The sequence below is a fragment of the Erwinia sp. V90_4 genome (genome assembly GCF_029967685.1).
In the GTDB taxonomy this organism is placed as follows: Bacteria; Pseudomonadota; Gammaproteobacteria; order Enterobacterales; family Enterobacteriaceae; genus Erwinia; species Erwinia aphidicola.
This window is the reverse complement of the sequence record NZ_JASCAQ010000041.1, coordinates 1-19367: the sequence shown is the minus strand read 5'-3', so window position 1 is coordinate 19367 and position 19367 is coordinate 1. Positions and strand designations below refer to the sequence as shown.

17 protein-coding genes are annotated in these 19367 nt (G+C 47.4%); 7 read left to right on the top strand and 10 right to left on the bottom strand.

Features of this window, described 5'->3' with window-relative positions:
• The first annotated feature begins 78 nt into the window (after positions 1 to 78).
• Positions 79 to 744: a GTP cyclohydrolase I FolE gene (gene folE, locus QLG07_RS07835; protein WP_048915529.1), complete on the top strand. Its 666-nt coding sequence runs from the start codon at positions 79 to 81 to the stop codon at positions 742 to 744.
• A 79-nt stretch (positions 745 to 823) separates the two neighbouring features.
• Positions 824 to 1951, top strand: coding sequence for a DUF418 domain-containing protein YeiB (gene yeiB / locus QLG07_RS07830; RefSeq protein ID WP_133623252.1), 1128 nt, complete (start codon positions 824 to 826; stop codon positions 1949 to 1951).
• A gap of 35 nt (positions 1952 to 1986) precedes the next feature.
• Here the strand turns inward: yeiB and QLG07_RS07825 are convergent, their stop codons facing one another.
• The 10 genes from QLG07_RS07825 to QLG07_RS07780 all read right to left on the bottom strand — a co-directional run bounded on the left by QLG07_RS07825 (position 1987) and on the right by QLG07_RS07780 (position 12987).
• Positions 1987 to 3249, bottom strand: coding sequence for an HlyD family efflux transporter periplasmic adaptor subunit (locus QLG07_RS07825; protein WP_282468949.1), 1263 nt, complete (start codon positions 3247 to 3249; stop codon positions 1987 to 1989).
• A 3-nt stretch (positions 3250 to 3252) separates the two neighbouring features.
• The gene (locus QLG07_RS07820; RefSeq protein ID WP_282468948.1) at positions 3253 to 3978 is read right to left on the bottom strand and encodes a hypothetical protein; all 726 of its coding nucleotides are present in this window, start codon (positions 3976 to 3978) and stop codon (positions 3253 to 3255) included.
• Positions 3975 to 6104 carry a peptidase domain-containing ABC transporter gene (locus QLG07_RS07815; protein WP_282468947.1) on the bottom strand — a complete coding sequence of 710 codons (2130 nt, stop codon included), beginning with the start codon at positions 6102 to 6104 and terminating at the stop codon, positions 3975 to 3977. The genes QLG07_RS07820 and QLG07_RS07815 overlap by 4 nt, the downstream gene beginning before the upstream one ends.
• A gap of 58 nt (positions 6105 to 6162) precedes the next feature.
• Positions 6163 to 6348, bottom strand: coding sequence for a hypothetical protein (locus QLG07_RS07810; protein ID WP_282468946.1), 186 nt, complete (start codon positions 6346 to 6348; stop codon positions 6163 to 6165).
• A 58-nt stretch (positions 6349 to 6406) separates the two neighbouring features.
• Positions 6407 to 6601, bottom strand: a complete 195-nt coding sequence (locus QLG07_RS07805; protein ID WP_133623257.1) for a hypothetical protein — start codon at positions 6599 to 6601, stop codon at positions 6407 to 6409.
• A 107-nt stretch (positions 6602 to 6708) separates the two neighbouring features.
• Positions 6709 to 7374, bottom strand: coding sequence for a hypothetical protein (locus QLG07_RS07800; RefSeq protein WP_282468945.1), 666 nt, complete (start codon positions 7372 to 7374; stop codon positions 6709 to 6711).
• Positions 7365 to 8963 carry a receptor gene (locus tag QLG07_RS07795; RefSeq protein ID WP_282468944.1) on the bottom strand — a complete coding sequence of 533 codons (1599 nt, stop codon included), beginning with the start codon at positions 8961 to 8963 and terminating at the stop codon, positions 7365 to 7367. Before QLG07_RS07795 ends, QLG07_RS07800 begins: the two co-directional genes overlap by 10 nt.
• Positions 8960 to 11539, bottom strand: coding sequence for a CS1-pili formation C-terminal domain-containing protein (locus tag QLG07_RS07790; protein ID WP_282468943.1), 2580 nt, complete (start codon positions 11537 to 11539; stop codon positions 8960 to 8962). The genes QLG07_RS07795 and QLG07_RS07790 overlap by 4 nt, the downstream gene beginning before the upstream one ends.
• Positions 11540 to 11541: 2 nt before the next feature.
• A complete protein-coding gene (locus QLG07_RS07785; protein ID WP_282468942.1) occupies positions 11542 to 12234 on the bottom strand; it encodes a fimbria/pilus periplasmic chaperone in 693 nt (230 codons plus the stop codon).
• A gap of 93 nt (positions 12235 to 12327) precedes the next feature.
• On the bottom strand, positions 12328 to 12987 hold the full coding sequence (locus QLG07_RS07780; RefSeq protein ID WP_282468941.1) for a common pilus major fimbrillin subunit EcpA: 660 nt from the start codon (positions 12985 to 12987) through the stop codon (positions 12328 to 12330).
• Positions 12988 to 13456: 469 nt separating this feature from the next.
• Here QLG07_RS07780 and QLG07_RS07775 point away from each other — a divergent pair, with 469 nt between their 5' ends.
• From QLG07_RS07775 to mglC, 5 genes are all read left to right on the top strand, one after another.
• The gene (locus QLG07_RS07775) at positions 13457 to 14080 is read left to right on the top strand and encodes a hypothetical protein (RefSeq protein ID WP_282468940.1); all 624 of its coding nucleotides are present in this window, start codon (positions 13457 to 13459) and stop codon (positions 14078 to 14080) included.
• 224 nt (positions 14081 to 14304) lie between these two features.
• Positions 14305 to 15345, top strand: coding sequence for an HTH-type transcriptional regulator GalS (gene galS, locus QLG07_RS07770; protein ID WP_133623263.1), 1041 nt, complete (start codon positions 14305 to 14307; stop codon positions 15343 to 15345).
• Between the two features lie 320 nt (positions 15346 to 15665).
• The gene (gene mglB, locus QLG07_RS07765; RefSeq protein ID WP_048915532.1) at positions 15666 to 16661 is read left to right on the top strand and encodes a galactose/glucose ABC transporter substrate-binding protein MglB; all 996 of its coding nucleotides are present in this window, start codon (positions 15666 to 15668) and stop codon (positions 16659 to 16661) included.
• Positions 16662 to 16748: 87 nt separating this feature from the next.
• Complete coding sequence (gene mglA / locus QLG07_RS07760) at positions 16749 to 18269, top strand: galactose/methyl galactoside ABC transporter ATP-binding protein MglA (protein WP_048915533.1); 1521 nt, start codon at positions 16749 to 16751, stop codon at positions 18267 to 18269.
• A gap of 19 nt (positions 18270 to 18288) precedes the next feature.
• On the top strand, positions 18289 to 19299 hold the full coding sequence (mglC, locus tag QLG07_RS07755) for a galactose/methyl galactoside ABC transporter permease MglC (RefSeq protein ID WP_048915534.1): 1011 nt from the start codon (positions 18289 to 18291) through the stop codon (positions 19297 to 19299).
• Positions 19300 to 19367: the final 68 nt, after the last annotated feature.

Here is a 19367-nt window from a genome sequence, read left to right as displayed (position 1 = left end):
GTGTACCAAAATAGCGCCTCAGAATTTTCGCCAGGGCTGTTTATCCTGGCAAGTCACACCTGCCGGAGAAAGAAAATCATGGCGACGTTGAGTCAGGAAGCCACACTCGTTCACGAAGCACTGCTTGCCCGTGGTCTGGAAACCCCGCTGCGTTCACCCGTGCGCGACATGGATGATGACACGCGTAAAGCGCTGATCGCCGGTCACATGACCGAGATTATGCAGCTGCTCAATCTCGATCTCGAAGATGACAGCCTGGCGGAAACCCCGCAGCGCATCGCCAAAATGTACGTTAATGAAGTGTTTTCCGGCCTGGATTACGCCAACTTCCCGAAAATCACCCTGATTGAAAACAAAATGAAAGTGGACGAGATGGTAACGGTGCGTGATATCACGCTGACCAGCACCTGCGAACACCATTTTGTGATTATCGATGGCCAGGCGACCGTGGCGTATATTCCGAAAGATAAGGTGATTGGCCTGTCGAAAATCAACCGTATCGTGCAGTTCTTCTCCTCGCGCCCGCAGGTGCAGGAACGATTGACGCAGCAGATCCTGCTGGCACTGCAAACGCTGCTCGGCACCAATAATGTGGCCGTATCGATCGATGCCGTTCACTATTGCGTGAAAGCACGCGGTATTCGTGATGCCACCAGCGCCACCACCACCACTTCACTGGGTGGGCTGTTCAAATCGAGCCAGAACACTCGCCAGGAGTTTCTGCGCTCCGTACGCCACCGTTAACTGATTAACCCTCTCAGGGGCGGACCCTGTTTATCGGTCCGCCCGTAATGGCCTCAGCATCCCTGATGTGGAACCTTTTATGCCGCGTATTGTTCCGCTGGATTTTGTGCGTGGGATGGCGATCCTCGGCATCCTGCTGCTGAATATCACCGCTTTTGGCCTGCCGAAGGCCGCCTATCTTAATCCTGCCTGGCAGGGGCTACCGTCCGCCAGCGATTTCTGGGTATGGGCGAGCATGGATCTGCTGGCGCAGGCGAAATTCCTTACGCTGTTTGCCATTCTGTTCGGCGCCGGGCTGCAACTGCTGCTGCCACGCGGCAAGCGCTGGATCCAGTCGCGCCTGTCGTGGCTGGTGATCTTCGGTTTACTGCATGCGCTGCTGCTGTGGGAGGGCGATATCCTGCTGGCCTATGGGCTGGTGGGGTTAATTGCGTGGCGCATGATCCGCGACGTGCCGGGTACGCGGCAGCTGTTTAACACCGGCGTGATGCTTTACCTGATCGGTAGCGCGGTGCTGGTGGTGCTCGGGTTGGCGTCCGGACCCACGCCTAACAGCTCCTGGCTGCCGGGTGCGGCCGAGGTGCAGTATGAAACCTTCTGGCGGACTCAGGGCGGTGGGGAAGCGGCGTTTAATCGTCTCGATATGCTGGGTTCGGCGCTGATGGCGCTGGCGGCGCAGTATGGCTGGCAGCTGGCGGGGCTGATGATGCTGGGCGCCGCGCTGATGCGCAGCGGCTGGCTGCAGGGCACCTACAGCCTGCAGCACTATCGTCGCAGCGGACTGATCCTCATCACCGCAGGCCTGGCGATTGAGCTGCCGTCGATCGTCATGCAGTGGGTAACGCAGTGGGATTTCCGCTGGTCCGGCTTCTTCCTGCAGGTGCCGCGTGAAATCAGTGCGCCGCTGCAGGCGCTGGGCTATGCCGCGTTATGCTTCGGTTTCTGGCCGCAGTTACAGCGTTTTCGCATCACGCACGGCATTACCGCCGTAGGACGGATGGCGCTGAGTAACTACCTGTTACAGACGCTGATCTGCACCACGCTATTTAACCACTTTGCGCTGTTTAATCAGCTGGATCGCCTGCAGTTGTTGATGCTGGTGCCGGCGATCTGGCTGATTAACCTGTTGTTTTCCACCCTGTGGCTGCGCGTTTTCCGCCAGGGGCCGATGGAGTGGTTATGGCGGCGTTTAATCCGCCAATGTTAGAGACACATCATTGGATTAATGAGAAAGAGTTAAGGCTAATCATCACTGCCAAGAAAACGTGCCCTGACCCGATCTAACGGTGCTATCAGCATGGCGATAAGGGGTTTTTTATCTACCACAATATCAGCGCCCAGGGTCATACCTCCCATCAATAACCGCTGATGTTTATTTGGGTCAGTAAAACTGGCAGGAAGACTGATACGTGCCAGATACCATGTCTGCCCCTGAGGCAGAGTGATTAATGCCGATTTAGCATCAATATTCACTGGGTAAAAATCTTTGAGCGTGGTGGTGACCGTGCCATATTTATCCACTGGCCAGGCATCGAAATGTACTTTCACCGATTCACCAGGGTGAATCCTTCCAGCCCCTGTTGAGGGAATATAGACATATCCCTCAAGTGGGCTGTTCAGATCGTGACGAATGACCATAACCACTTCATTGTCTTGAGTAACAGCCCGGCCAGGTGGGAAGTTAATCGCAACAACATAGCCACTAATAGGGGCTAACATAGCCAGACTCTTACTACCACGTGATGCAAGAGTGCGATCTATTTCGCTAACTCTACTGCTGAGACTCAATGCCTGGTTTGACAAATCGTCAATTTGAAAATTAGTATTGTTTGTCAGGCTACTTTTATTGCTTTCCAGCTGGAGTATTGAGGTTTCCTCCAGCTTCAGATTTAACTGTGCATTCAGGAGATCGTTAGTGCGTTGATTCAAGTCAAGCTGTGAAACATAACCTCTATCAATCATCTTCTTATAAGAGTCTAAAGTCTGCTGAGTATTTTTAACCAACTGTTTGGTTTTATTTACTTTGATCTCTGATGCTGCAATCTGCGCATCTATTAACTTATGCTGCAGGATAAGATTGGCTTTAAGCTTTTCAACCGATAGTTTTAACTCCCTGATGCGAATCTCAGCACGATTTTTTTCTTGCTGGTAGCGTTTAGCTTCATAATCGATCACCGAGCCATCTTTTCCACCATAGTCTTGAGTCAGAGTAAACAGTACCTGATTCTCTTCAATGTATTGCCCGACTGTAACAGGGATATCGACTATTGTACCTGATGCTTTAGCCCGTACTTCAGCATCACCTTTCGCACTGATGATAACCCCGCGAGCCGGAGTTGTTTCGGAGAAATCAATGATAATCGAATAAGTCAGTAAGCAAATAAAGAACAGTGAAAAAAGAGTGGAGACGGCCTTAAGCGTCGGAATGTTAACCCGGTAAATGCGGGCGTATTTATTTCCGGTAACCACCGGTAGATGCTCCTTGCGGTTTTTAATTAATGACATAGCTTATCCATGCAATAAAACAGAAATATCATCCCATTTCCCCCAGGGGGCAGGGAAAGATTCAAGATGTTTAAACGTATCATTTACGGCCAGTTGGTACTGATCGGATTGATAACGATTGCCGGTGATAGAATAAAGAGGTTCTAAACAGCGGTTAACAGGTAAAAGAGTGGTAATCGATAGCTTGAGTCGGTTCAGAACCTGTGCGCGACAGGCCGTAACAAAGAATCGATTTTTGTTGAATTTAATCGATTGTCTGAATGACATCGGTAGCCGTTCATCCATAAAAACGACGACGGCCATCGGCTGTTGAGAAAAAAAAGAACAGGAGTCACTGTTGAACGAGTGATAGAGCTCATCAGTAGTAATAATTTTTAGCTGAAAATAGTCAGGGGCATGTAATTTTATCTGATTCAGTATCAGGGGAAGCCCCGTCCAACGCAAAAGCGGCAACAGTGTACGCTGCTGGTAGAGTTGCGTAATGTCCAGCCACTGCTGAACAGCTGGAGTAAGATATGGCGCAGATATTATCTCCCAGCGGCGAGGCGACTTGATGCTCAATGTCGTCATCAGCCGTAATTTTTCAAGGATATGCTCTATAAGCCATTCATGAACATATTCATTTGGTGATATTCCCATTAACTGTGAATAATTTTGTTCAATCCTGCTGGCCCATGGCTGATTGAGGGCGATTTTCACCAGCCACTGATGCAAATAGTTTGCGATCATTGCAGATTCCTTTCATCGTGAGGAGTATTTTCCAATTTTGTTAAATTACCACGGTCAAGCTTGAGGAGCTGCCCGCCCTGATATACCACCTCTGGAGAGTGTGTGACAAAAACCAGACCGATATTGAGGCTGCGAAGATTTTGTAATACCTTTTGTGCAGTCTCTTTATCCAAATTAGCCGTTACCTCATCGCACAATAACCAGTCTGGTCGTGAATAGAGTGCGCGAGCCAGGACAAGGCGCTGAACTTCACCCGCAGAGAAAAAGGGGCTTCCCGGCACAAAGGGTGTGTCATAGCCATGAGCAAGCTCAGAAATAATATGATCGATTTCAGCAAGTTTGCAGGCCCAAATAATTCTTTCCAGATCCAGCTCGCTATCAAAACAACCGATGTTTTCTGCCACGCTACCTGTAAACAAGGTATCATCAGCATGCACAATGCGTATATGCTCCCGCAAAGAGGTAAGTTTATAAGATGTCAGAGGATGCTGATTGATCCTTATTTCACCCGAACTGGCTGCAAGAATACCTGATACCAGCCGCAGAAAAGTTGTTTTTCCGGATCCGCTGCGCCCTATAATGACTGTTTCTTCTCCATAGTGCAGAGTGAGGGAGATATTGTGTAAAGTGACTGATTTTGCCGGATAAGCAAAACTTACCTCATTGAATTCGATTTCATCGACGTGCGTCATGACACGTTCACCAAACTGAGCATCTTCTCGCTGATAAGTGACTAAGTCGCCGATGCGCTCAAGAGGTCCCTGAAGAGCATTTTTATCAAGATACTTGTGCGCTAATTGAATTACAGAATCGGCAAAGTAGCGTTTATAACTCAGGTAGGCAAAAAGCATACCGATAGTCATTTCACCTTTTAGAATTGACCATGCGCCGAAGCAAACAACAATCAACTGTTCGATATTTATCACACCGACTGAAGCTGCATCGAAACGAGCCAGCAAACGTTCACGCTTCATCAAACCATTGATGTGCTCACGCATGGATCGGTCAATGATTGAGTTGAGGTTGACCTCCATATTATTAGCTTTGACAGTGATAATACCTTTTTGTGTTTCGACTAAGAGTGATTCGTACACTGCAGTTTTAGTGATGGAGTCATCCACGGCGCGCTGGTAGGGGCCAATTAGGATGAATCGTATCGCCAGGAAGATTGCCATCGATGCCAGGGTGATCAGAGCAATATAGACGTTATAAAACAGCATGAAAATCATACTGAAAATCGCGATCATTGCTGAATAGACAATGAGAACGTAACCATTGCTGATAAAGTCTGCACAAGCATGAAGTGACTTCTCGATGGCGAGAATAACACCTACTGGCCGGGTACGAAAATAGGAAGGATGAGTGCGTAAAAGGAAACCACGAATATGCTGACTTAAATCATCATAGGCGAAGTTTCGCATACAAATCTCAAGTATTTGCTTAATGAATTTACTGGCAACATCGAAAATAAATACAATAGCAAAAATAAATGTGAGCAAGATGGCCAGGTCGAAATCATTGCGTGCAATTGCTTCATCAAGTACTAGCTGTACATAGGATGGCGAGATAAGCAGAATGATCAGCGAAAATAGTGAAAAAAGAAACAGAACAAGCTGTTTTTTTGCCACTTGCGATATGAACCTTGCCATGTATTCGAGCTTGAAATCTTTCTGCTTATCCTGATTTTTAAACTCTTGTGTCGGTTTGAGTTCAAGAACATACCCAGAGAACAGAGATTCGGCTTCACTGTATTTATAAGTGCGTATGCCACACGCAGGATCATGGATTGTTATCCCTCTCACATCAGACTTTACAATTACCACGAAATGATTTCCGCGCCAAAAGGCAATCATCGGAAAAGAAATATTCTTAACTTCTTTAATGTTACCTTTGAGTATGCGGCCTTCAAGTCCTTTGCTATTTGACCACTGCAGCAGATCGGCCATCGATGTTCCGGCATCTTCAGATACGGTATATTCACGACGAAGTTGGCTTACAGAAGTATGGTGGCCGTAATGACCAAGAACCATAGCAAGGCAGGCAAGACCACACTCTGTATATTCATGCTGTCTTATTAATGGTGTCAGGGTGTTTTTTTGTGAGCTAATAAAGGAGAATAGATTCATTTTATTTTACTGGAATTAACAGGCCCAAAATAAATTTGGGCCTTGGTGTAACTAATGCTTACGCAGAGAGGAAACCAGTAATGAATCCACCTATCAAGCCCATCAGACCAGTGAAGGTCCCGCCCAGTGGGCCAAGGATCTGTGCACCGGTATTATAGGCTTTAGTTGCCCCCTGAAGAGCAGCGCCGAAGGGGTCCCAACCACCTACAATTTCAGTTAACTGGCTTTGCTTAACAGCTTTCATATAATGTCCTTATTAGTTGAAAATTGATTTCGTATAAAAGTCTATTTCTATCGCAGTACTACTTAAAGCTACCGAAGAATGCACCCAGGAATCCACCGATACCGCATACTGCACCCATTGCAAGACCACCGATAATGCCCATAATTTCAGCGCCAGTGGTGTAGCCCAGCTGAGCGCCTTTTACCAGCCCCTCAATTGGGTTCATTGCGCCACCGATAACCGTTGATGCTGAGAACATAGAGACAACTTTCATTTTATATTCCTTTTGTAAATGAAGGTGAGGTTTTTAATTAAATCAATTAGAGATTTAACTATTTTACTGGCTTAGCTTATTTTTTACAGATTACGGTGTAGCTATAGTTACTTGCTACAGGAGGTGAGTTTAATTATTTTATCTTGAAAGACAAGTATTTTTTTTGACTTGCTGCTGTTTTGATTTATTAGGAAGGTTTCACCAGGGGCGACAAATTTAGAATCAAGATAATTGTTGCTGCATCCTACGGAAGACATATACTTAAAATAGGTATTTCCAGTATTGATTATCTCATTCTTATTAATCTTATAGCTAAACGCTATTTTAGCGGGTCTGACAATCATAATAGCTTCAACCGCAAGGCGAAAATCAGAGCTGATTTCTCGTTTGCTTGTTGTCCACTTCATCGTCGTTATCGGTGTTTCGGTAAACTTTACCCGATAGTAGCGCTCAATGTTGTCAGTTTTTCCCATATAATAAAACTTAAACCCGGCGCGTTGGCCGGGATTGAGTTCTAACTTTTGGGGGGAGTAAAGAAGAGAACCATCTGAAATAATGGTTTCCTGACCACTCTGTCTGGGGACCGCGACCTGCACCATGCTGACCGTGTAGAGATTTTTCTGCGGGCTACTGTTATGAATAGTGACATAGCGCACCTTTTTATCAGGCATCAGGTCAATATTTAGATTATCCAAATTCAGGGAAAAAGCACTAAATGAAATAAAATAAAATGCTAAATATAAAAGGCAGCGTATTGATTTTTTTATTTCCATGATGCAGAAACCTCAATAGTTCCCTGAGCATTGACTACGCCATCCCAGTAGCCATCGGAATATGTCCTAAGTGAGACAGGATCATCCATTTGAAACTCAAGAATAAACGGCGTGTGCCACGATTTGAGACCACTAACAGCTGAGTCTCGCCGATTCCACTCCTGCGGAGAGTGATAAGGGTCATCAATATTTATCATTCTACCCGAGCAATTGTGCGCATAGCGTTTTTTGCTATTTCCTACCGTCATGAAACCGGGCACCGGAACCGTGACGGCGCTGGCATCGGCAATACCGCGAAAAAGACAGTAGAGGTGGCCATTTAATGACTGACTATTGCCGGTGACACGTACACTCATCGCCATTGCCGGATCTTCTGCGGTGGTCGTGATGGTGTAAGGGATGGCTATCGGTGCACTGTCACCAATCTTACCTTTACCACTGCCGGCAAGCCCATCGGGGTCAAGGGTATAGTCGGGGTTGTCTGGCGTAATTTCTACATCTGGTGCAATGGGGCGGATCCCGATACCATCTCCCGGTTTTACACAGAAGTCTGCATTTATCATACTGTAGGGTGCGCTTATACATAATGTCATGATATCAGTCAGATCGCTGGCGTTACCGCCCGTTGCAACCGCAGAAATAAAATCATTGGGAAAGAACATTTTCATGTTGGCAGTCCCGCCATATTTCTGTGGCTGTTCCATAAAATTGTTAGCCAGCTCGGCGGGGGAACCTGTGCTGGCATTCGATAATGCCGTCCATAGTTTTTCATCAAAGGTGTATTCAACGTTTAGCCCTCGCGCGTAATATTTATACAAAATCGGATTAACCTTGGAGGTGCTAAGTGAAAGAGTATATTTCCAGGCGGCTGTTGATTCCCCTCGATAGGTATAACTCATAATACTGCACAACACACCTGGCATAGTATTGCGAGTATATGAGACACAGTTTTTCTTGCTGTCCGCTGTTTTAAGAGTGATCTGTCCACTGATAGGGTCAATTGCAAACTCCAGTCGTTCCATGTTTGACAAGGTAAAGTCACCTAGCTTATGCACGGTGTTGTTTTGGCTAAACTCGTTGAATTGGTTTCTTACGGAAGTAGTAATAGTTGTATTACTACCTGCTGATAACTGAGCCAGATAGTTGAAGAAAGGTTCGCTTAAAACCAGACCATTTTGGCTATATATCCCCCCCGTCATCACATACTTGAGCGTGATAGATGAATCACTCACGGCAACGGGTGGAGTGAAACCACTGCCGCAGCTGAAGGTACAGCTGCTACCCCTAAACGCCGTGCCCTTAAATCCCTGGATGCTGTAATTCCAGACCGGGTCATTATCATAAGTGTTTAGTCCGACTTCGGTCAGACTACCAGGAACATAGGTTGCTACGGTTGGTGATTGCTGATCGCTTAAAACAGGCAGGGTGGATGACCCTACCAGTAAACTTGTTCCTCGCGCCAATCCATACAGTGCAGACGTGTTCTCACTGCTTTTCGCTCCCAAGTGATGAAATGCGACGAAGGGGATGGTGCTATCTGACCATGCCATAGTAGAAATTAGAGCCAGAACGTACGTCAGCCATTTCATGATTTATTGCTCCCTTTATCCGAGACGCTAGTATTCGCGACATAGCTATCAGCAGTGCATTTAACATCACCCAACCACTGGGCACCCTGGGTTGATTTAAATTCAAGCGTGATTGAACACACGCTGTTATCTGAAGTTTCAATATCCAGCACAGGCTTAAGGGTATCGACATCGATGACAAAGCGGCCATCGCTTTCAGTTTCGGCCAGGCCGAAGCTGTTTTTTATCCTGCGTTTAGCCAAAGAGTGACCGTATTTATCTACCAGCCGACCGAAGACTGTAACGATTTTTTTAACCCTCGGGGTCAAATGGACAACATTCCCTGGATAAAGCGCGATCTTATTTTTATAGCTATCATCAATTTCATAGTTATCTAGCGTGTCAGCACTGTTCATTAATTCAATTTTATAATTGCTGTAAGGAGGCAAAGGGATGTAATTGCGATTTCCTTTTAATGGGTATGAACGTCCATCTACATCAAGCATGAGTTTTTCTCCCGACTTCAGCCCGGTATCAATCATCACCCCAGCGTTTGATGTTCCCTTATCCGCCCCAAAGCTCATTCCTGACCATCCAACCGATCCTGCACTGGTCAATGTACCGTTCCATCCTTTGTCATTATCTGTTTGAACGCTGACACTGTTGGCGTTAAATGGCGTGTCAATATCCGCAGTTACGCCACCTGCTACGCTGCGGCTAACATTACCTGAGAAGGATTTCGACATATTTGCTGAAACGCTCTTGAGGTATTCACCCTCGAAACGATGGGTTGCATTGAGATCGAGATTCGTACCGGATTCACGCGAGTGTGATATACCTGCGGAGATGGAATCACCCAGCGGGATTGAGAAATCGAGCATGACGTATCTTTCACGGGAGGTATGACTATGATAACCATAATTACTGCTGTTAGTTGCGACACCCGTACGCAGTCTTACAGAACCATACCTGCCAGCGTACAGGGCCTGAGAGTAGTCCAGTCGGCGACGTTTATACCCGTAGATCGCATCGCGATCCTCGTTGAAGGTCACGACACCATTGCGAATGAATCCTAAGGACGGCACATTCAGGGAGACTCCCCAGTTGACTCCTTTATTTTCATAAAGCGCAAGAAATCGACCAGTGGACAATCTGCTGTAACTGTACCAGACGCTACCTGCGTTATAGGGCAGATTGAGATTTGATCCAACATTGGTACGTGAGCTGCCGTCGCTTGCAGCCATGCCTTGAGTGTTTAAGGATAACCAGGAGATAAGGCGTGTCGATGCTGAAACTTCAGCAATGATGCGGTTACGCAGCATATACCCTGAAGAACTCCACTCCAGCTTGCTATGACTCTTACCCAAAGAAATGCCCAGCAACGAAAGCAGCTGTTTGCGATTTTGTGAAAAATCATCTTCACGATCGAGATTTTTCTTTTCGTTATCGTATCGGTTGTTATTGTAGCGGTCGCGGTTGTAAGCGCCGCCCCATACTTGCCAGCGCATGCTGTCGCCGACTTCAGCAGAGAATGGCTTATTAATCTGATATACGCTTCTCGATAAGCGATGCCCGCCACTGACCACTTCAATGTCAACGCTGTATATACCGTAAGGCAGGACAGAGGTGTCTATTTCGTGATTGCCCACTGCGAAGCGCTGGATGTTAATCAATTTACCATCGCGATACAGGCGTGCTTCACCTGCCTGCGAGAAAAAAACCACGACTGGAGTGAGCGATAATGTCTTATCACGTTTGCGTGAGCTAGCTGCATTACCTAATGAAAAACCATAGATATCGCCGCCATCTAAGGCGGTGACGTTACCGACAGACTGCATACTCCAGGAGTCCAGCGCACCAGCAGCATATCTCATCCCTTTGTAATCACGCTCCCATAACGCGGCATTGATTCTGCCACTTCGGTCGGACGAAATGCTGTTGCCCACATACATTGAACCATTCAGAATGAAATGTTGTGCTCCCAGTGAAGTGGTGCTGTTAGCGTTAAGATAGCCGGAGTTGGTGTTCAGTCCCTGTGAAGTGTTATTGCTATAACCGCCAAAGTTATATGAGATAGTGCCACTTAAGCTTTCGTTCGAGGGAGCATCCATGTCGAACTGGCGCGGACGGGTTACAACACCAAACCCTTGCTGTTGTATATGAAGTATTAATCTCATTTTGCTAACGTCCAGGCTGAACCATGCCCATGGTGTAACCGATAAATTTAGTTTATCATCGAAGTATTTGTTGTTAATCCCGTCAAACTGGTTAATTAAGTTAGTGGATAATTTGATGTTGTTATCATCGTTAACGGAAGTTTGAATGTTTCTAAGGCCCAGCTTATCATGCTCGCTAAATAATATAGTCTTGCCAATCGAGACATAGCACTCCTCACCACAAGCTTTAGAATCGGAGGGGTTGGCAGCATTATCCAGCATTATGGGTATTTCTAAACCGGACTCCATCATGCTGTATAGTGCTGCAGGGAATCGGTAATGACCAATTACATGAGATTTCTCAGGGTTATCCATTGCCGATGCTGTGGATGAAAAAATCGCCCATGCAATTAGGCTATAGAGTTGGTTTTTTTTATTCATTTTTAAAAGTTGTTATTCTTGTCAACATAAATGAATTTACCAATATCCCATATGCCTATGTATGACTCTTTTGCTGCAACATCTACCGTCGGGAACAGATAAGTTTTTCCTGGAGGGACATAAAACGCATCGCGACAATCTTTTTTCTTATCAAGCATCGGTTTTTTCTGGCAGGGGCCATTTGCTGTAATTCGCCATGAAACGTTTCCGGTATTGCTGATTTGGCCATTTTGATATTTGAAATCAAGATTTTTTTTTCGCGGTTGTACCACCAGAATTGTGCTGATCACTGCTCTGGTAAGAGCCTGAGCCTGTTTTCCGGTCTGTTCGGTAGCGTTATCCGAAACAGGTTCATCGGTAAAAGTAAGCCGATAATAGCGTTCGGTATTATCTGATTTACCCTGATAGTATATCTTTACTAAATTTTTTGAATCAGCTGGCATGATCATGCGCGTAGGCGTTATCAGTAATTCTGATGGACTATCAAAATTAATCACCTCTCCGGAAGAGTAGGGGGAATTTATTCTTTGTGCGAAAATTTTGACCAGACGACCTGTGTCTGTTTCATTAGATAGCTGCTTCGCCACCAGTTGCTTATCAGCTGGGATAATAGTGGTGACACTTCCAACATTTAATGCATTTGCTGCCAGTGGTAAGATGAAAGCAGCCAATGCAAAAGCACGATATTTGATCATATTACTTTCCCTGTGGTAATTGCAGGGGCAAGTCCCTGCCCCTGCAAGTTATTCTCTTATTGGTTTAAATGGCTTACCTTAAATTAATTAAGGTTAAGGTGCAGCTGGAGCTTCCCAGGTTGCACGGAATGCCACAGCCACTTCACCCTGCCACATTCCATCAGGAAGAGTAGACATATCCGTCGTCTTGGCAATACCATCAGCGCTGGCGTTAACTACGCTGAATTTGAAGTTGTCGCGTGCAGATACCACGGTGTCGGCTGAACCTTTCTCCTGCGACAGATTCCACAGTGCACTGCCGGTACCAATATCTTTACCTGAATCAATCAGCGTGGTCCAGTTGCTATTAGCACCAACGCCTTGATCGGTACCGCCTGCGCTGGAACCTAATAAACTACTACCGAAAGAGCCACCCACCTGCAGCGTACTTTTACCACCCATTTGACGTAAGGTGTTATTACCGTCATCAATTCGTGCTTCAAGCTTAAAGCTTTTCGCGCTGGAGTGGTCGCCTTTAATGGCAACATCAAAGGTCCCAATATCCTGGTTAAAGCTTTTGGTGCTCGGAGAGTATTTAAATACCAGTGCTCTCATTGGGGTTACAACCAGTTCACTTGTCGTATCTTTGCTGGCTTCAGCTTGCCAGACTGCTGTTGCGGTCACTGTTTTATCTGTCGGGTCTGCAGAATAACTCACGTTGGAGAGAGTCATTGCAACGACAGCGAGCGGAAGTGCGGCGTAAATTTTTTTCATATTAAATCCTTTTGGGTTGAAGTGGCATGCTGTTCCAGACATGCGCGTCAATACTAAAGTGATTATTTTTCTAAGGCAAACATTAGCAGTTAGGATTTTTTCTCAATTTAAGGGTTTCTCCTAATGTAATTATCAGGCAATAAGTCGAATGTGGCCGTTTTTTTCTCTTCGTTACTATAGATTTGTATTAAGTTAATCAATTTTAATCTGAATATGAGTGTTATCTTAGTTGTGTAAGCGAGCATTAAGATAACCCATGCCTAAAGAGGCTGAGGTTTTTTGTTATTAAGTGCTTTCTGCCTGACTATGAAAGTAGAGTGCACATATTTAATAACTTACTATGGCAATTGATGGTCTCTGGCTTTTTTCTGATTTTTCTTGTGATACGGTGGTCTGGTAAAAGTTTATTAATGCTAATTGGTTAACTTAGCATGTCAAATGTACTTTTTTATGGGGGTGAAAATAAAAAATGGAAGCAGAAACAAAAATGGAAATTAATGTTGCCGTCATTGATGCGTGTGTTTTCACTCAATTAGCTCTCAGCCATATTTGCATGGAGCTGAATGCCAACATTATCGTGTCGAACTTCTGTACGCTGAATGCGTTTATTGAGGCCTCTTTAACCCAAAATCATGATATGGTTTTTTATGACGTGCTGAGTTCCGATGAGATACTCATCGACCTTGACAGTGATATAGCGCGCATCAAGCGGGCTAATCAAGACTGCAAAGTTTTTAATTTTTCAATCATAAATGAATACATGCCCACATTATCTGCAGATTTTTCGCTTAGTAAAGGAGTCAAAATTGGCTGCGTGCGAGCGCTGATTAACAGTGTATTGGTTAAATCACCTTCCCGTGTGAGCGCAGGTTATCAGGCGCTGACTGAAAAAAATCGAAAACTTAACCAGCAGCAGATAAGTGTATTACGCGGCTATTTATACAATCTTCATACTAAAGAGATTGCCAGAGCACTTGACTGTAATCCACGAAGAATTTATGCATTGTGGCAGCAGGTGGTAAAACTTTTTGGTGCCAGCAAGCACGACCAACAGCAATTCTACCGGCATATTGGTCGACTAATCGATCCCTGAATGCGGGGTAAACCTCTGACTAATTGGACCAGGCGGGACATCCCTCACATAGCGTCCCACAGGATAATGATATCCATCACAAAGGTTATAAATTTGTATGTAACCGTTTTCAAGGCTGTGACGCAATTCACGCAGCCAGCCTTTGAAGACTGACAGAATAGACGCCAGAATGCGTCTGTGTCAGGAAGGGCTATGCAAAACTTATACTTCAGCGGTAATCGCTCATGATTACTATTCGTGATGTGGCACGTGAAGCGGGCGTGTCGGTAGCGACCGTGTCGCGCGTGCTCAATAACAGCGCATCGGTCACGGGCGACACGCGGGATACGGTGCTGAAAACCGTGGAACGGCTGGGCTACCGGCCCAACGCCAACGCGCAGGCGCTGGCCACCCAGGTTAGCGACACCATCGGTGTTGTCGTGATGGACGTTTCCGATCCCTTCTTTGGCGCGCTGGTCAAAGCGGTGGATACCGTGGCCCAGCGTCTGCACAAGCATGTCCTTATCAACAACTCCTATCATCAGGCGGATAAAGAGCGCCACGCGATTGAAGTGCTGATCCGTCAGCGCTGTAACGCCCTGATCGTCCATGCAAAAGCGTTGTGCGATGCCGAGCTGGGGTCCCTGATGCAGCAGGTGCCGGGCATGGTTCTGGTCAACCGGATTATCCCCGGTTTTGCTCACCGCTGCGTCTGCCTTGATAACGTTAGCGGGGCGCTGATGGCGATGCGCATGCTGCAACAGCATGGTCATCAGCGCATTGGCTACCTGGGTTCTGCCCACCCCATCGAAGATAACGATCAGCGCCGTGACGGCTGGTCGCAGGCGCTGACAGAGCAGGGGATTGTTCCGGTCGACAGCTGGTGCGCCAGCGGCGAACCCGACTTACAGGGCGGGGAAGCGGCGATGGTGGAGCTGCTGGGGCGTAATCTGCATCTGACCGCCGTCTTCGCCTATAACGACAGCATGGCCGCCGGAGCTTTAGCCGCGCTGAAAGACAACGGCATTGCGGTGCCGCAGCAGCTTTCAGTGGTGGGCTTCGATGATATTCCTATTTCGCGTTACACCGACCCGCAGCTGAGCACCGTGCGCTATCCGATTGTTTCCATGGCAAAACTGGCGACCGAACTGGCGTTAAAAGGGGCGGCTGGCGAGCTGGATAGCAGTGCTGAGCACTGCTTTATGCCTACTCTTGTGCGCCGCCATTCGGTGGCCGTGCGGCAAAATGTGGCGGCCGTCACTAACTCAGGCGAATCTGGGATGTAACCGTTTCCAATCTGTGAGTAAATTCACAGTTAATTAACAGGGCCTTCTCTATGATGGCAGCGTCCTGCAGGGTTTGAAACATTATGTAACGGCGAGAGCGCCCCTGATAGCTCTCTTCTTACTGCCCTGTGAAACACTTTCACACACAGTAACTGGAAAGCATTTCCGTACAGGGAAGTCGGGTTTGATGTTTTAGAACGTCGGCTGTGCGCAACATCGATTTAACACTATCGCCGCGCCGCCACCAACTGGATGCTGCGTGTTGTCCTGATAGCCGACACGCGGCGTTGAGTACTACCCTACAAAAAACCGGAGATACCATGAATAAGAAGGTTTTCACTCTCAGCGCCCTGGTGGCCACCATGCTGTTTGGCGCCACTGCTCATGCTGCTGACACCCGTATCGGCGTAACTATTTATAAGTATGACGACAACTTTATGTCGGTGGTGCGTAAGGATATCGAGAAAGAAGCCAAAAACAGCCCGGACGTTCAGCTGTTGATGAATGACTCGCAGAACAGCCAGTCTACCCAGAACGACCAGGTCGACGTTATGGTTGCTAAGGGCGTTAAGGCGATGGCCATCAACCTTGTTGACCCGGCTGCGGCTGCGGTGGTGATTAGCAAAGCGAAAGCTAATGATATCCCGGTGGTGTTCTTCAACAAAGAGCCATCGGCAAAAGCACTGGCCAGCTATGACAAAGCCTATTACGTCGGGACTGACTCCAAAGAGTCTGGCGTGAAGCAGGGCGAACTGATCGAGAAGCAGTGGAAAGCGAACGCGGCATGGGACCTGAACAAAGATGGTCAGATCCAGTTCGTGCTGCTGAAAGGCGAGCCGGGCCACCCGGATGCTGAAGCGCGTACCAAGTATGTGATCGAGACGCTGAATAAAGATGGCCTGAAAACTCAGCAGCTGCATATGGATACCGCGATGTGGGATACCGCTCAGGCGAAAGACAAAATGGACGCCTGGCTGTCCGGCCCGAACGGTAACAAAATCGAAGTGGTTATCGCTAACAACGATGCAATGGCGATGGGTGCGGTAGAAGCCCTGAAAGCCCACAACAAATCTTCTGTACCGGTGTTCGGTGTAGATGCGCTGCCAGAAGCACTGGCGATGGTGAAATCCGGTGCGATGGCCGGTACTGTACTGAATGATGCTGAAAACCAGGCTAAAGCCACCTTCGATATGGCGAAAAACCTGGCAGCGGGTAAACCTGCTACCGAAGGCACCAACTATAAGCTGGACGGCAAAGTGGTTCGCGTTGCCTATGTTCCAGTCGATAAAGAGAATCTGTCTCAGTTCGTCAAATAAGTATCACCTGATGCGGGCGCTGCGGCGCCCGTATTCAGGCGTTGAGTCAGGGTGACCTGACTCTACACCACTCATCCAGGTAGACATATGGGCAGTGATAACGTGCAAACACAGCGCGAATATTTGCTGGAAATGACTGATGTCAGTAAGTCATTCCCCGGTGTTAAAGCGCTCGATAATGTAAATTTAAAAGTCCGTCCACACTCTATTCACGCCTTGATGGGGGAGAATGGCGCGGGGAAATCGACGCTATTAAAATGCCTGTTTGGCATTTACAGTAAAGATACGGGGAGCATTCTTTTTCAGGGTGAGGAAGTTAATTACAAAAGCTCTAAAGAAGCGCTGGAAAATGGCGTTTCAATGGTGCATCAGGAATTAAACCTCGTTCTGCAACGTACCGTTATGGACAATATGTGGCTCGGGCGTTATCCGAGAAAAGGCTTCTTCGTCGATCAGGATAAAATGTATCGCGATACCAAAGCCATTTTCGACGAGCTGGATATTGATATCGATCCGCGCGACAAGGTGATCAATCTCTCTGTATCCCAGATGCAGATGATCGAAATCGCGAAAGCGTTCTCCTATAATGCCAAAATTGTCATTATGGATGAGCCAACGTCATCGCTGACCGAAAAAGAAGTGAACCATCTGTTCACGATTATTCGTAAGCTGAAAGACCGCGGCTGCGGCATTATCTATATCTCGCACAAGATGGAAGAGATTTTCCAGCTGTGTGACGAAATCACCATCCTGCGCGACGGCCAGTGGATTGCCACTCAGTCGCTGGAAGGGCTGGATATGGATAAGATCATCTCAATGATGGTTGGGCGCTCGCTCAATCAGCGTTTCCCGGATAAAGCCAACGTGCCGGGGGAAACCATTCTTGAGGTGCGCAACCTGACATCGCTGCGCCAGCCGTCGATCCGTGATATCTCCTTTGACCTGCGTAAAGGCGAGATCCTCGGCATTGCGGGCCTGGTTGGGGCGAAACGAACCGATATCGTGGAAACGCTGTTTGGTATTCGCGAGAAGTCCGGCGGTACTATTCGCCTGCACGGTAAAGCGATCAATAACCACAGTGCCAATGAAGCCATCAACCACGGTTTTGCCCTGGTGACCGAAGAGCGCCGCTCAACCGGGATTTATGCGTACCTGGATATCGGTTTTAATTCACTGATCTCCAATATTAAGAAATATAAAAACAGTATTGGCCTGCTGGATAATAGCCGCATGAAGAGCGATACCCAGTGGGTGATTGACTCCATGCGGGTGAAAACACCGGGGCACCACACGTCCATCGGTTCTTTATCCGGTGGTAACCAGCAAAAGGTCATTATCGGCCGCTGGTTATTAACCCAGCCGGAAATATTGATGCTCGATGAACCTACGCGCGGTATTGACGTGGGGGCGAAATTTGAAATCTATCAGTTGATTTCAGAGCTGGCGAAGAAGGATAAGGGGATTATTATTATCTCTTCTGAAATGCCAGAGTTGTTAGGGATTACCGACAGGATTCTGGTAATGAGTAATGGCCTGGTTGCAGGCATTGTCGAAACAAAAACGACTACGCAAAACGAAATATTGCGTTTGGCATCGTTGCACCTTTAATGATGTAAGGGCTGTTACTATGAATGCAGTGAATAAGAAAAGTGCGCTCACCTTTTTAAAAGAGGGCGGGATTTATGTGGTGCTGCTGGTATTGCTGGCGATCATTATTATCCAGGATCCAACATTCTTAAGCTTAATGAATCTGAGTAATATTCTGACTCAGTCTTCCGTGCGCGTGATTATCGCACTCGGTGTGGCCGGGCTGATTGTTACTCAGGGCACGGACCTGTCAGCAGGGCGTCAGGTTGGCCTTGCGGCGGTGGTGGCGGCAACGCTGCTGCAGGCGATGGACAATGCGAACAAGGTGTTCCCGCACCTGGAAACTCTGCCGATTGCGGCGGTGATTGCGATTGTCTGCGCTATTGGCGCGGTGATTGGTCTGGTTAACGGCCTGATTATTGCCTATCTGAAGGTGACACCGTTTATCACCACGCTGGGCACCATGATTATCGTTTACGGTATTAACTCACTGTACTACGACTTTGTGGGTGCTTCGCCGGTGGCGGGCTTTGACGAGAAGTTTTCAACCTTTGCTCAGGGCTTCCTGCGCTTTGGAGATTTCAAGCTCTCTTATATAACCTTCTACGCGATTATCGCCATCTTCCTGGTGTGGATCCTGTGGAACAAAACGCGCTTTGGTAAAAACATCTTCGCTATCGGCGGTAACCCGGAAGCGGCGAAAGTCTCTGGCGTTAACGTGCCGTACAACCTGATTCTGGTGTACGCGCTGTCCGGCGTGTTCTACGCCTTCGGCGGCATGCTGGAAGCCGGGCGCATCGGTTCTGCTACCAACAACCTCGGCTTTATGTATGAGCTGGATGCGATTGCGGCTTGCGTGGTCGGCGGCGTGTCGTTTGCCGGTGGTGTGGGTACGGTAGCGGGCGTGGTAACCGGGGTTATCATCTTTACGGTGATCAACTACGGCCTGACCTATATCGGCGTTAACCCTTACTGGCAGTACATTATCAAGGGCGGCATCATCATCTTCGCCGTGGCGCTGGATTCCCTTAAGTACGCACGTAAGAAGTAATTTTCCTGAGCTGACGGGTTGACCGAAAAAGAAGGTCAACCCCTACAAGTGGCAGAAGATCGCGTAGG